Below are 13,159 nucleotides of genomic sequence, written 5' to 3'. Positions count from 1 at the left end.
CTCGCGCCGTCTTCCGGATGTACGCGGCCGACAACGGCGACAGCCGCTCGACTTCGGTCGGTGAAACGCCAGCACGCAGCGCGTCAACCACGGCATCTAGCAGCTCCTGCCGAGCTTGCTCGTGGGTCGCCTCAGTCTCTCGGTATCGGGCGGTCGCGGCCTCTAGAGCACTCCGTGGATCAGTCACGTCACACAGAATATCGCGCCCCTGTTGCGATCAAAGGGCAGTTGGCGCTACTGTAAATCGCAGCTCGAAAGCGATTTCGAGAAGCGACACCCCGGCGGGTGCAACCGCCGAGGTGTCTAGGTCGCACTAGTCGTCTTAAGAGGAGCGCAACCCATGAGCATCATCCACCTGTCCGCCGTCAGTAGCGAGGGACCGTCCGCCGCTGAGCTGACCGCGATTGAGCAGGAGTGGCCGTTGATCGCGGCCGGGCTGGACCTACTGGACGCGGAGATCGCGTTCATCAACGCCGGTCCGTACGCGTCGGAGCTGGAGACGCGCCGCGTGCGGCGCGCCGAGCGCCGGGTGCTGGAGATCGGCCGTGACCTGGCCGACCGCGCCACGGGAACGGAGATCGTCGCATGACCGCCGCATTCGCCGCCTACATGCTGGCTCTACTGACCGCCCACACCGTTGGGGATCACTGGATTCAGACGCACACGCAGGCCACCTGCAAGGGCAAGCCCGGGTGGGCCGGTCGGCTGGCCTGCCTGCGCCACGTCGCCAGCTACACCGCGACCACGGCCCTGCTCGGACTGCTGGTCTGGCAGGTCCTTGACCTGCACCTGTCCTGGCTCGGTTTCGTTGCCGGTCAGGCGCTGTCCGCCGCGACGCACTACCTGGCCGATCGCCGGATCCACCTGGAGCGGTTCGCCCGCTGGATCGGAAAGACGGACTTCCTGCGGCTCGGCGTACCCCGTGCCGGCACTGACCGCAACGGCAACGCCTACGACGACAATCCGTCGCTCGGTACTGCCGGATACGCACTGGACCAGTCGTTCCACCACCTGTGCCTGTTCGCGGCTGCTCTGCTCACGGTGCTGCTGTCCGGGGGTGTCCGATGACCGCGCTGATGACCAACGCGACCGCTGGTCAGGTTGCCGAGCTGCCGGTGTCGGAGCTCGTTCAGGTGGATCTGGGCTGGTGGAAGCTCGCGGGCTACGACCTCGTTCAGGTCGTCTCGCCCCGTACCGCGCTGGGGACGGCATGGGTCGTCTGGCACGGCGATCACCTCATGCACACCACCGACACGCTGCCCCACGCGGGCGGCTGGGTCGCTAACCACCTGACGGGAGGTCCGGCGCGATGAACCCCGAACGCACCGACGCCATGTTCAAGACCGCAAACGACGCCCATCAGGCGATCCAGACGCTGAAGCACGCCACCACCATGGCCACGATCCCGGCCCCGGTCGCCTACGTACTGCTGGGCTCGCTCAGCCAGATGCAGGACGCCGTTGCCCAGCTCGCTCGGCAGATCGCGGCCGGCCTTGAGCGGTCGCTGACCGAGTTCGAGGTGTACGACGACGCCCGCGACCCCGGCGAGAGCCTGATCGAGGCAACCGCCGCGTTGACCGCGACCGCGATTCACGCCACCCGGGCCGCCGAGAGCACGAGCACCGCTCAGGCCGCCATCGCCCTGCAGGGCTTCTACCTGGACAAGGAGGACGAGTGATGAGCACGCCGCTTCGTACGTCGTACCCGGTCCCGGTGGAGGACCTGATCCCGGCTGGCCGCCGTCTCGCCGTCGAGCTGGGCGAGATCCCGTCGCAGAACCGGCTCATGAAGCACCTGCGGGTTGGCAAGGACAAGGCCAAAGCCGTCCACGCCGCACTCACCGAGGAGCGCACCGAGGACCGCCCGGAAACTCGGCTGCACTCGGTGCCGGACCCGGACGAGACCACCGCCGAGACTGCGACCGCCGACACGGCCGCCAACGACGCTCCGGAGGAGTCTGTGCAGGTCACACAGCAGGCGGACCCGGTCTCCGACGCTGAGGTGTTCCCGGCCGAGCTGGTCCCCGCGGCTGCCTACCCGGACAGCGCGGGGGGCATCTCCCCGGCTTCCGAGCCGACCCCGGACACCGATGCTGAGACCGGTTCTGAGGACCCCGACGAGATGCGCCCGGTTCGGTCCTGGCCGGTGCTGCTGCTGGCGCTGCCCGCGTTCGTCGCGGTCTGGTCCGGCTGGGTCGGGCTCGGTGAGCTGACCGGGTTCGGTGTCGTGCACCCGCTGCCCGGTATCGCGGACGGCTTCACGATCAACTCTGCGATCACGCTTCCGATTGGTGTCGAGACCTATGCCGCGTTCGCGCTGCGGGTGTGGCTGTCCGGCCGCGTCCCGGCCAAGGCGCGCCGGTTCGCCAAGCGGTCCGCTCTGGCCGCCCTCGCACTGGGCGCGCTGGGGCAGGTCGCCTACCACCTGCTAGAGGCCGCTGGCGTGTCCCGTGCCCCGTGGCTGATCACCACCGCTGTTGCCTGCCTGCCCGTTGCCGTGCTCGGCATGGGCGCCGCGCTGGCCCACCTGATCCACACCCGCGAGAACGGGAGCCACTGACCATGACTGAGCCGATGAACAACCTGCCCGACCCGATCGACCTGGACGCGCGCCGCGCCCGCCGCGAGGACGTACAGGACGCCGTACCGATGACCGCCCCGACCTCGGAGGAAACGGCCGGCGTGCTGGTTCCGCTCGCGCCGGGTGAGGTGCAGCGGATGGACACCGCTTACGAAGTCGCCCTCGACGGGGACGCGGACGAGGACCCGGCGACCGGGAACGTGCTGGTGCCGGTGGACACGCCGGGGCTGGCGTTGCCGGTGCAGGAGGGTGCCCGGATCCCGATCATCCCGGTGCATCTGCGGCCGGGGAACCTGCGCGGCACGATCCGCCGCGCCCTCGTTCGCAGTGGGCATGTGGCCGCGTTCCACGCGGTCCGCTCGCCCTGGTACGGCGTCAAGCTCGGCTGGTTCGCCGGGCGCGGGTTCACGCGCCTGGTGCGCAACCAGCTCAACTGGTGGTGGGTGCCGAACTCGTACGCGCTGGAGCAGAAGGCCGCCGACGCGGGCGAGCTGAAGGAGTGGGAGAAGATCCACCGCCAGCTAAAGGCAACCCGCATGTGGCGCGGTGGTGTGCTGGCGTTGCAGAACCTGGGTCTGCTGATCGGCGCGCCGATCGCCTACAGCGCCGCGCCCGGTGCTGCCCTGGTCGCGGCCGGTGCGATCGCCACGGCTGCGTTGGCGCACTTCGGCCGCCCGGAAGGGCAGACGCTGATCGGCACGGCCGTGGTCGCGCCCCGGTACCGCAAGCTCACCTCGGATGTGGTTCTGCGTGCCTATTACGCTGCGGGTTTGGGCAACCCGGACAAGACCGATCAGCAGGTCACGTTCGGGTCGATCATGTCGCGGGACGCGGCCGACCAGGGCACGCAGGTGGTCATCGATCTGCCCTGGGGCAAGTCTTGGAGCGATGTGCTGAAGGCGCGGGAGAAGATCGCTTCCGGCCTGGATGTGCACGTGCGGCAGGTGTTCCTGTCCGAGGACGACACGTCCAGCCGCCGTCACATGCTGTTCGTGGCGGACACTGACCCGCTGGCGATCCCGGCCGGTCGCACGGACCTGCTGGACGGCAAGCAGCGCTCGATCTGGGAGCCGATGAAGCTCGGCCGCGATGAGCGGGACCGGCTGGTCGAGCTGTCGCTGATGTGGTTCTCGCTGCTGATCGGTGCCCAGCCACGCAAGGGCAAGACGTTCTTTGCTCGGCTGATCGCCCTGCATGCCGCGCTGGACCCGTGGGTGAAGCTGATCGTTGTCGACGGCAAGAAGTCGCCGGACTGGCTGAGCTTCCGCAAGGTCGCGCACCGGATGGTGTTCGGGGAACTGCCGAACCCGCTCGATGACGACCCGATCGGGCACCTGCTGGCGATCCTGGACGAGATCCTCGACCACATCGACAAGGTCAACGCCCGGCTCACCTCCCTGCCGGTCGACGAGTGCCCCGACGGCAAGCTCACCCCGCAACTGGCGCGGGATCGGCGCTACCCGGAGCTGCGGGTGCTGGTGCTGGTGATGGAAGAGTTTCAGGTGTACTTCGAGACCGCAGACCAGAACGTCAACAAGCAGATCGCGGACAAGCTGTCCAAGATCCTGGCCATCGGCCCGTCCGCTGGTGTGATCTTGGTGTCGGCGTCGCAGAAGCCGTCACGGGTCGGCGCGGGCGACGTGGAGCGGCTGTTCAACCGGTTCCGGGACAACCACACCATTCGCTATGCGCTGCGCTGCGGTAACCGGGACGTGTCCATGGCCGTGCTCGGCGGTGACGCCTACCAGGAAGGCTACGACGCGTCCTCGCTGCCGGTCGGTGACAAGTTCCGGGGCATCGGCTACCTGTACGGCGCGGCCGACGCCACGCCTACGGTGCGGTCGTTCCTGGCTGACGGCAAGGACGCGGACAAGATCCTCGATGCCGCCCGCAAGCACCGCGAACGGCTCGGCACCCTCACCGGGCAGGCGGCCGGGGAGCAGATCGAGCGGGAGACCCGCGACGTGCTGGCCGACATCCTGACCGTGCTCGGTGCGGACACCGCCGCGCACTGGGAGGCGATCGCCGGACGGCTCGCAGAGGAGATGCCCGAGCAGTACGACGGCACGACGCCCGATGCGATCTCGGCTCAGGCCCGGGCACTGAAGGTGCCCAGCCGGGACGTGAAGCGCGACGGCGTGAACCGCAAGGGCTGCCGCGCCGACGATATCCGCGCCGCCATCGACCGCAGGAACGGCGGCAACACCCGGTAACACTCGGTGACCAATCGAGGTGGGGTGGTGGGACGGCTCCGGTAGCGGGCTCACCGCTACCGGTAGCGGCACCGCTACCCCACCCCGCTACCTCGAATCTCGTAGCTGACCAGGCCGTATCTCCGCAGGTAGCGGGTCGCGGCCACGGTCCCTCACGCCCAAAAACCGGCCCCTGGAGGCTTCCCATGCTGTCCCGCGCCGCTACCTCTACCTTCACGACCGCTACCCACGGTAGCGACAGCTCCGACGCTGGCGCTACCCTCGCCGCCACCGTCCACACGGCCGGACAGGTCGCCACGATCGCACTGATCGTGACCGCCGTCGTCGCGTTCTACCTGCTCACCTGCCTGATTTGGCCGTTCGGCAAGTGCCGCCGCTGCAAGGGCGTCGGCAAGTTCAAGTCACCGTTCGGGAAGGCGTTCCGGCACTGCGGGAAGTGCGAGGGGTCCGGGCTGCGGGTCCGGCTCGGACGCCACGTCATCAACCACATGCGCGCCGTCCGGGGCGCTGGCCAGAACTCCACCAGCAAGGGCGACAAGTGATGTGCGCCGTGCTGGCAGGTCTCAGCCTGCACCCGTCGCGGTCGCAGTGGGTGGAGCTGTGGAACGGGCAACAGGCGCTCGGCTGGGACTACTACGGCACTCCGGTGTTCAAGTTCCGGTGGGCGCCGGCAGGGCTCGCCACGCGCCGCCAGCTCCGGGCGATGCGCATGTCACCGGGCGGTCAGGAGCCGTACGCGCTGCTCGTGTGGCGCAACGGCAAGCGCTGGGCGTGGCTGTACCGGCTCGATCTCGCCAAGCCGTCCCGTACGCCGTCGCCGTTGCAGCTCAACGCGCTGGACAAGGCGATGCAGGCCCGCCGTACCTGCCGCAAGTGCGGGCGCGTCGAGACCTATTGCGTGCCGACGCACGACCCGCTCTGTGACACCTGCATGTACGCGTACGAACACGTCACCGCCGCCTAGCCGACCTCGAGAGGAGATCTCCGATGAACGACCTGCTGACCGCCGCCGTCGCTGCCGCCAAGCGTGGCTGGCCGGTGTTCATGCTCGGTCGCTCCAAACGGCCTGTTGCCAACTGCAACGACTGCCGCAACCAGCCTGCGGACGCCCACGACCCGGCGACCTGCGGGCACCTGACCTGCCACGGGTTCTACGCCGCTACCACCGACCCCGACCGTGTCGCACAGATCGTCGCCGCCGTCCCAGCCGGACAGCTCGCGGTACGTACCGGAGCTGTCTCCGGGCTGGTGGTCGTGGATGTGGATCCGGCGCATGGCGGAGGCGTGAGTCTCGCGGAGCTGGTGGCGCACGAGCTGGTTCCCCGCACCCTGTGGGTCCGCACCGGCTCGGGTGGCGTGCACCTGTACTACCGCCACCCCGGCCGCGAGATCGGCTCACGGCCGATGCCGGGGCGGGCCGGGATCGACGTGAAGGCCGACGGCGGGTACGTCGTGCTTCCCCCGTCGATCCACCACCGCACCCACCAGCCGTACCAGTGGGGCGACGGCTTGTGCGAACCGAGCGAGATGCCCCCGCCGCTGATCGAATCCTGCCTGCCTCCCACGCCGGCCGAATCCACGACCCGCCCGGCCGGACCGATCCGCACCACCCGAGCGGGGGGCATCTCGAACCCTCACAGCCTCCTGACGTCCACGCTCAACGCCGTACGCAACGCACCTGAGGGCAAGCGCCGGACCACGCTCTACGGCGCCGCACGTGGGGTTGCGCGGATGGTCGCGGCCGGTGCGATCAGCCGAGACGACGCGATCGCCGCACTGACCGACGTGGGGCAGCAAGTCGAACAGACCGCCCGCGACATTCGAGCCGCTATCTCCGGTGGCTTCCATGACGAAGGGATCGCAGCATGACTACCCCGACCGACACCACACCCGAGCGGGTCAACGGTGCCGAGCTGCTGGACGACGTGGCCGCCACCATCACCCGGTACGTGATCCTGCCCAGCCCGGCCGCGCTGATCGCCGTCGTGTTGTGGATCGCCGCGACGCACGCTGTACCGGCGTGGAACTGTGCCGCACGGCTGGTGATCCGGGCACCGCAGCGCCGGTGCGGGAAATCGCGGCTGCTGGACCTGGTGGAGGCCATGTGCCACCAGCCGATGATGACCGCGAACGCCTCCCCGTCAGCGGTCTACCGGTCGATCGGTCTCACTCCGAGCGACCCGCCGACGCTACTGATCGATGAGGCCGACACGATCTTTGGCCCGAAGGCGGGCGACCACGAAGACCTGCGCGGGCTGCTCAACGCGGGTCACCAGCGTGGGCGGCCGACCAAGCGGTACAACGCTGGGCTGAACCGCGTCGAGAGTCACGAGACGTTCGCTATGGCTGCCCTGGCAGGGATTGGCGCGATGCCGGACACGATCGAGGACCGCGCTGCCGTGATCCGGATGCGCCGCCGCGCTGCCGGTGAGACCGTCCAGCCCTACCGGGTGCGACGGGACGGCCCGGCGCTGACTGTGGTCCGCAACCGGCTGCACGAGTGGCTCACGGCGCACGTGGACGAGCTGACCGACGCCATGCCCGCGATGCCGCTAGAAGACCGCGCCGCCGACACCTGGGAACCGCTCATTGCGGTTGCCGACCTCGCCGGAGGTCACTGGGCCGCCGACGCCCGGCAAGCCGCACTGACCCTGCTCGCCGAACAGGAAGACTCCGCCGAACTGCCGCTGTCGGTGCGGCTGCTAGCCGACTGCCGGACCGCGTTCCGCGACGCCGACGCGCTGCCCACCGCTGACCTGCTGCAACGGCTCCTGGCCGACGACGAAGCGCCGTGGGCGACGCTCGGATCGGGCGGACTGTCACCGATGAAGCTCGGCATGCTGCTGCGCGACTTCGAGATCCGCAGCGGCAACATCCGGTTCCCGACCGGACAGGCCAAGGGCTACCACCGCCACGCCTTCACCGACGCGTGGAACCGCTACTGCCCCGAACCCGAAACGACCACCGACGACGCCGGTACGGGGCAAGCCGTCCCAGCCGTCCCAGCCGTCCCACCGCAGGTCACGCCGGGGACGGCTTCCACCCCCGGGACGGCTCAAGCCGTCCCACCGACCCAAGCCGTCCCGCACCTGACCTGCGAAGGGACGCCTGGGACGGCTGGGACGGCTTGGGGACTGAGGGCGGTTCCGGACCTTGCCGACGACAACAACCAGACGGACTGCGCATGAGCAGACAGCCCCAAGGAAGGACGACGTTGACGACCCCGACAAGTGACAGTGACCGGCTGCTCGACGTGGAGGAGGCGGCGGTCATGCTCGGCACCTTCAACACCAGCGGTGTGAGGTTCCCGCGTCGCCTCATCTCCGAACGTCGCATCCGGTTCGTGCGCATCGGTCGCATGGTGCGCATCCCCGAATCCGCGATCCGCGAACTGATCGAACAGAACACCGTCGAACCCATGCGCCCGGCTCTGGAAAGGACCGCTGCCTGATGACGAAGCGTCGATTTGGACGTGTCCGCAAATTGCCGTCCGGCCGCTGGCAGGCGCGGTACCCCGGACCGGACGGTGTTGACCGGCCCGCACCGCACACATTCGCCAACAAGACGGACGCGGGACGTTGGCTGACCAACAAGGAAGCCGAGCTGCTGAGCAAGCAGTGGATTAATCCGGCTCTCGCTGGTACACCACTCGGAGCGTATGCACGGAAGTGGATTGACGAACGACCCGGGCTCCGCCCGAAGACGCTGGTTCTCTACAACGGGCTGCTTCGCAATCACATTGCGCCGTCGCTCGGCACCGAACCGCTGAACGAACTCACGGCGCCGATGCTCCGAACCTGGAGGAAATCGCTCCTGGACGGCGGCCTAGGACCAGTCACCACCGCAAAGGCATATCGGCTGCTGCGATCGATTCTGACGACCGCTGTGGAGGACCGAATGATTGAGTTCAACCCCTGCTACATCAAAGGTGCGGCAACGGAGAAGAGTCCCGAACGGCCGACGCTGACCCTTGCCGAGGTCTACCGAATCGCCAGCGGGATTGCACCTCGCTATCGAGCGCTTGTTTTGTTGGCGGCTATGGGCAGTCTCCGATGGGGTGAGCTGGCCGGACTCCAAAGGCGGGACGTGAGCCTGAGTCGTGGCGTCGTCAAGGTACGGCGGGCGGCTGTCGAACTCCCGACCGGGGAACTCCGGATCGGTCCGCCGAAATCGGATGCCGGCGTGCGGGACATTCATCTCCCGGAGTTGGTGATCGAGGACCTTCGGTTGCACTTCGAGATCTACGTGAAGCCGGGTGCGGAGTCGCACGTGTTCACAGGGTCGAAGGGTGCACTGCTTCGCCGGTCGAACTTCCAGCGAGCCTGGCGGAAGGCGTTGACGGCCGCCGAGGTGACCGGCGTGATCCACTTCCACGACCTACGCCACACCGGGAACAACTGGGCCGCCGAGTCCGGCGCGACCCTGGCCGACCTGATGCAGCGGATGGGACATGCCAGCACCCGGGCCGCCGTGCGGTACATCCACACACGGGACAGTCGGCAACGGTTCCTCGCTCAAGCCATGTCAGACCACCTGGACGGACTGCGGGCCGACGACGGCACCGACCAGGACGGAGACGACGAAGACGGCGCGTTGCCGGTCGCATCGGGCACGTAACGGGCACGCCGCCACTCCCAGGCCCCTGAGATGACTCAGCCCCAGGTCAGGAATGTGCCTCTGACCTGGGGCTGAGCTGTGGAGCGGGTGACGGGAATCGAACCCGCACTGTCAGCTTGGGAAGCTGATGTTCTGCCATTGAACTACACCCGCCTGGCCGGTCTCCCGGCAGCGGTGAAGAGCATAGCCGATGTCGGGGCTCGCAACCACGCCGGGTCCGCGCGCCGGAAGCAACTGCCTACTTCCGGGCAGCGAGCCGGGTTCCGGGCACCCGGAACCCGGTTTGCTGCGGCGTCAGCGGGATACACCCCGAGAAGGTGCCGGACGCATCGAAAAGAGCCGATCGGGCGGTTTGCACCCGGGGTTCTTGGGCAGTTTTTCACAAAGGGCACGTTCAGGACTGGGCAGGTTCGTCATCTTCTGGCAGATTAGAACGCGTTGCCGGGGGCAACATTTGACGCAACGTGAGGACGCGAGTCCTGGACCGGGCGAGCTGGTTGCGGGGCAACTGGATGAAGGGGTGAACGGTGGCAACAGACACAAGTGACGCGGTGGACAACCTGGAGAAGGAGCTCGTCACGTTGGCACGCCGGCTGCGCGGTCTGCAGCGGACGCTGTCCGACGAGGCGCACCCGGACCTGGAGCCGGCACAGTACGCGTTGCTGAACCACGTGGAGGAACTGGCGCCGGTGCGGATGGCCGACCTGGTGGCAGCACTCGAGGTGGACAAGGGACCGGTCAGCCGGGCCTGCGCGCGACTGGAGGAAGAGGGCCTGCTGAAGCGGGCGGCCGACAAGTCGGACGCGCGTGCGACCCTGCTGACGCTGACCGCGGCCGGCAAGCGCAAGCTGACGGCGGCCCGGAAGAAGCGGCACAAGGTGATCGAGGACCTGCTCAAGGACTGGTCCCCGACGCAGGTGAAGACCTTCGCCACCCAGGTGTCGAAGTTCAACAAACTGGCAAACTGACGATAGTTGCCTGAGGCCCAGGTCTGGTGATGCGGCCCGCCGGAGAGCTGAGGGCTCCGGACGCTCCAGCACCGGAACGGCCTCCTCGAGCTGTGCGGATGGGCAGCACGCTGCTAACGTGCGAGCGTGCTGCTCTCCGACCGTGACATCCTGTCCGAGCTCGACGCGAAACGGGTCCAGCTGGACCCGTTCGACGCGACGATGGTGCAACCGTCGAGCGTCGACGTACGGCTGGACCGGTTCTTCCGGGTCTTCGAGAACCACCGGTACCCGCATATCGACCCGTCCGAGGAACAGCCGGACCTGACCCGGCTGGTCGAGCCCGACGGTGAGGAACCGTTCATCCTGCATCCCGGTGAGTTCGTCCTGGGATCGACGTACGAGCTCGTCACCCTCCCCGACGACGTCGCCGCCCGCCTCGAGGGCAAGTCCTCGCTCGGCCGGCTCGGCCTGCTCACACACTCCACCGCCGGCTTCATCGACCCCGGCTTCTCCGGCCACGTGACCCTCGAACTCTCGAACGTCGCCACCCTCCCGATCAAACTCTGGCCAGGGATGAAGATCGGTCAGCTGTGCTTCTTCCGCCTCTCGTCCCCCGCCGAACACCCGTACGGCTCCAGCAAGTACGGCTCCCGCTACCAGGGTCAACGCGGCCCGACCCCGTCGCGCTCCTACAAAAACTTCCACCGCACCGACATCTGACCAACGAAAAAGGGCCCCGGGAAACCTCCCGGGGCCCTTTTCGATGGATCAGGCGGTCGCCTTCATGAACACGACGACCGAGTCGAGCTCGTTGGTGACGGTGTAGTCACCGTGCGGCTGCTGACTGTAGACGCCACCGTACGGCGAGACCGACGTCGGCGACTGGAGCGTGCCGTCGAAGAGCGAAAGGTCGCCGTTCCCGGAACTCGAATCGGAACCCGGCGTCGATCCCTCGGACGGAGTGTCCCCCGACGTCGGGCTGTCGCCGTCGCTCGGCGTGCTGCCCGTCGACGGGCTGTCACTCGAACTCGGGCTTCCTGACGGAGTCGCACTCGGCAGGTCCGCACCGGTCTTCGCGTCCAGCAGCACGGGCTGGGCCTCCGTCTTCGCATAGATGACGCCGTGGTAAGCGGCGGTCACCTCGGGAACGTTGCGGTTGCCGGAGTCGCTCGAGAAGCCCCAGGTCTTCTTGCCGGTCTCGTCGTCGAACCCGATCATCGTCTCCCCCTTGTCGGCGGTCGCCTGCTGGACGCACGCGACCGACGCCGCTTCGTCCGAGTAGCAGGTCCACGAGCCGGACTCTGCCGAGGCCTTGGGCAGCGCGGTCGTCACCACGGCACCGGTCGACAGGTCGACCGAGTAGAGCGCCTCGGCCTCCGTCCCGGCGTCGTAGTCGATGTACTTCATGCCGTAGAAGTAAGCGTGCTTGCTGGTCCCCGCGAGCACGTTGAAGTCGCCCATCGGGGGTCCGACCTTCTTGGTGATCTTCCCGCTCGCACCATCGGCAAGCACCATCGTGGCGTCGACGACCTGGGGGCCCGTTGCCTCCTTCTGACCCACGATCACACCGTTGTGCACCGCGGCCGGCTCGAGACCCGGGACAAGCGTCGCCTTCTTCGTTGCCGGGTCGGCGAACACCGTCCAGGAGCCGGCCTGAACCGCGATCTGACCGCTTTCGACGTCGTACGCCACGGTCCCGAGGCCTGGCTGCTCTTCACCGGTCTTGGTGGAGGTCTCGGCGATCTTCTCGCCGGTCGAGACGTCCACCCAGCGAACGACCACGAGGCCCTGCGGCTTCTGGGTGCCGTTGCCCTTGTCCGTCTCGGCGTAAGCGACGACCGCGACGTCCTTGCCGTCGACCTTCACCGCCTTCGGCGGGAGCGCCATGCTGACCGTCGTGGTCGTGGCCGGAGGCACCTGCATCGACCAGGTCTTGCTGGGATCGGTGACGTCGTGGCCGTTGAGGACCTTCTTGTTACCGGCGACCGCTACCTTGCCGACCAGCGCCACGCCCGCGTGGCTGAGCGTGGACTCGGCCGGGTCCTTGAGGACCGGGTACGCCCGGCCGATGGCGAAGGACTTCGGGGGGTCGAAGGTGGGGACGCTCGGGGCGGTGGGCGAGGCGGAGGAGTTGGACTTGTCGCCGCTGTTGTTGTCTGAGCCCGAGTCGGACTTCTTGTCGCCGCCGCAACCCGCGAGCAGGATCAGGGCTGCGGTGACAGCTGTAGTTGCCACCATCGGACGCAACATCGTTGGTTTCTCTCCCAGGTCGACCGAGAATGATCGACTGAACGCTAGCAGTGTTCGTGGGTCGGTCCCGGGAGTTATCCACAGGCGTTGCATCAACCTGCAATTTCCTGCTGTCAGCGCCCCTGTGGTCCGGATCCCAGCAGGCCCATCCGTTCCAGCAGCGTGTAGAGCGCCCCCACGGCGCCACTCGCGGGCGCGGCCGCCGGGGTCCGCGCCTCCAGCTCGCCTGTGGTCGGCCGGCGGGGCGCGAGCAGTACGCCGGGCGCGAGCGGCTCGGGGTGGAGGGTGAGGGACTCGGTCATCGGACGATGGAGAGGCCGGTGCCGCGGCGGTGGGGGTTGGCGTCGGTCAGCGGGCGGGTGGCCGGCTCGGTCAGGCGCCGGGAGGTGGGCTCCAGCTTGTCGGCCAGGCGGCGCAGCGCGACGGCCAGGCTTTCGCGTGCGCCGGTGCGCGGCTTCCGCTCGCGGCGCTGCGCCCTGACCTCGGCCGCGCGCAACTGCTCGGCGACGCGGTAGCGGGCAACTTCGGCGTGTTCGGTGATCATGGTGG

17 protein-coding genes and 1 tRNA gene are annotated in these 13,159 nt (G+C 68.1%); 14 read left to right on the top strand and 4 right to left on the bottom strand.

Going from position 1 to position 13,159, the window contains the following annotated elements:
- The first annotated feature begins 340 nt into the window (after nt 1-340).
- From AB0M51_RS17765 to AB0M51_RS17710, 12 genes are all read left to right on the top strand, one after another.
- Nucleotides 341-589 carry a DUF6284 family protein gene (locus AB0M51_RS17765; protein WP_363749609.1) on the top strand — a complete coding sequence of 83 codons (249 nt, stop codon included), beginning with the start codon at nt 341-343 and terminating at the stop codon, nt 587-589.
- A complete protein-coding gene (locus tag AB0M51_RS17760) occupies nt 586-1,068 on the top strand; it encodes a DUF3307 domain-containing protein (protein ID WP_363749608.1) in 483 nt (160 codons plus the stop codon). Before AB0M51_RS17765 ends, AB0M51_RS17760 begins: the two co-directional genes overlap by 4 nt.
- Nucleotides 1,065-1,313 carry a hypothetical protein gene (locus AB0M51_RS17755; RefSeq protein ID WP_363749607.1) on the top strand — a complete coding sequence of 83 codons (249 nt, stop codon included), beginning with the start codon at nt 1,065-1,067 and terminating at the stop codon, nt 1,311-1,313. The genes AB0M51_RS17760 and AB0M51_RS17755 overlap by 4 nt, the downstream gene beginning before the upstream one ends.
- The gene (locus AB0M51_RS17750; protein WP_363749606.1) at nt 1,310-1,678 is read left to right on the top strand and encodes a hypothetical protein; all 369 of its coding nucleotides are present in this window, start codon (nt 1,310-1,312) and stop codon (nt 1,676-1,678) included. The genes AB0M51_RS17755 and AB0M51_RS17750 overlap by 4 nt, the downstream gene beginning before the upstream one ends.
- Entirely contained in the window at nt 1,678-2,559 is an 882-nt protein-coding gene (locus AB0M51_RS17745; protein ID WP_363749605.1) for an ABC transporter permease, read from the top strand. The genes AB0M51_RS17750 and AB0M51_RS17745 overlap by 1 nt, the downstream gene beginning before the upstream one ends.
- Nucleotides 2,560-2,561: 2 nt before the next feature.
- Nucleotides 2,562-4,793 (top strand): cell division protein FtsK, encoded by a 2,232-nt coding sequence (locus AB0M51_RS17740; RefSeq protein WP_363749604.1) that lies wholly within the window; start codon nt 2,562-2,564, stop codon nt 4,791-4,793.
- A 185-nt stretch (nt 4,794-4,978) separates the two neighbouring features.
- Nucleotides 4,979-5,335: a hypothetical protein gene (locus AB0M51_RS17735; RefSeq protein ID WP_363749603.1), complete on the top strand. Its 357-nt coding sequence runs from the start codon at nt 4,979-4,981 to the stop codon at nt 5,333-5,335.
- Nucleotides 5,335-5,757: an RRQRL motif-containing zinc-binding protein gene (locus tag AB0M51_RS17730; RefSeq protein ID WP_363749602.1), complete on the top strand. Its 423-nt coding sequence runs from the start codon at nt 5,335-5,337 to the stop codon at nt 5,755-5,757. The genes AB0M51_RS17735 and AB0M51_RS17730 overlap by 1 nt, the downstream gene beginning before the upstream one ends.
- A gap of 23 nt (nt 5,758-5,780) precedes the next feature.
- Nucleotides 5,781-6,662, top strand: a complete 882-nt coding sequence (locus tag AB0M51_RS17725; RefSeq protein ID WP_363749601.1) for a bifunctional DNA primase/polymerase — start codon at nt 5,781-5,783, stop codon at nt 6,660-6,662.
- Complete coding sequence (locus AB0M51_RS17720) at nt 6,659-7,981, top strand: DUF3631 domain-containing protein (protein ID WP_363749600.1); 1,323 nt, start codon at nt 6,659-6,661, stop codon at nt 7,979-7,981. The genes AB0M51_RS17725 and AB0M51_RS17720 overlap by 4 nt, the downstream gene beginning before the upstream one ends.
- Nucleotides 7,978-8,244: a helix-turn-helix domain-containing protein gene (locus tag AB0M51_RS17715; RefSeq protein ID WP_363749599.1), complete on the top strand. Its 267-nt coding sequence runs from the start codon at nt 7,978-7,980 to the stop codon at nt 8,242-8,244. The genes AB0M51_RS17720 and AB0M51_RS17715 overlap by 4 nt, the downstream gene beginning before the upstream one ends.
- Nucleotides 8,244-9,410 carry a site-specific integrase gene (locus AB0M51_RS17710; RefSeq protein WP_363749598.1) on the top strand — a complete coding sequence of 389 codons (1,167 nt, stop codon included), beginning with the start codon at nt 8,244-8,246 and terminating at the stop codon, nt 9,408-9,410. Before AB0M51_RS17715 ends, AB0M51_RS17710 begins: the two co-directional genes overlap by 1 nt.
- 79 nt (nt 9,411-9,489) lie before the next feature.
- Here AB0M51_RS17710 and AB0M51_RS17705 read toward each other — a convergent pair.
- A tRNA-Gly gene (locus tag AB0M51_RS17705) sits at nt 9,490-9,563 on the bottom strand.
- Between the two features lie 374 nt (nt 9,564-9,937).
- Between AB0M51_RS17705 and AB0M51_RS17700 the strand changes: the two genes are divergently transcribed.
- Together AB0M51_RS17700 and dcd are read left to right on the top strand one after the other, a co-directional pair.
- Nucleotides 9,938-10,378, top strand: coding sequence for a MarR family transcriptional regulator (locus AB0M51_RS17700; RefSeq protein ID WP_344194177.1), 441 nt, complete (start codon nt 9,938-9,940; stop codon nt 10,376-10,378).
- A gap of 126 nt (nt 10,379-10,504) precedes the next feature.
- Nucleotides 10,505-11,080, top strand: coding sequence for a dCTP deaminase (dcd, locus tag AB0M51_RS17695; protein WP_344194175.1), 576 nt, complete (start codon nt 10,505-10,507; stop codon nt 11,078-11,080).
- Between the two features lie 48 nt (nt 11,081-11,128).
- Here dcd and AB0M51_RS17690 read toward each other — a convergent pair whose 3' ends face one another.
- From AB0M51_RS17690 to AB0M51_RS17680, 3 genes are all read right to left on the bottom strand, one after another.
- Nucleotides 11,129-12,598, bottom strand: a complete 1,470-nt coding sequence (locus AB0M51_RS17690; RefSeq protein ID WP_344194173.1) for a hypothetical protein — start codon at nt 12,596-12,598, stop codon at nt 11,129-11,131.
- 125 nt (nt 12,599-12,723) lie between these two features.
- Complete coding sequence (locus AB0M51_RS17685) at nt 12,724-12,912, bottom strand: hypothetical protein (RefSeq protein ID WP_344194172.1); 189 nt, start codon at nt 12,910-12,912, stop codon at nt 12,724-12,726.
- Entirely contained in the window at nt 12,909-13,154 is a 246-nt protein-coding gene (locus AB0M51_RS17680) for a hypothetical protein (protein ID WP_344194170.1), read from the bottom strand. The genes AB0M51_RS17685 and AB0M51_RS17680 overlap by 4 nt, the downstream gene beginning before the upstream one ends.
- Nucleotides 13,155-13,159 lie beyond the last annotated feature (5 nt).

This window comes from Kribbella sp. NPDC051137, from assembly GCF_040682535.1.
GTDB classification, from domain to species: domain Bacteria; phylum Actinomycetota; class Actinomycetes; order Propionibacteriales; family Kribbellaceae; genus Kribbella; species Kribbella karoonensis.
This window is presented reverse-complemented; position numbering and strand designations above follow the sequence as displayed.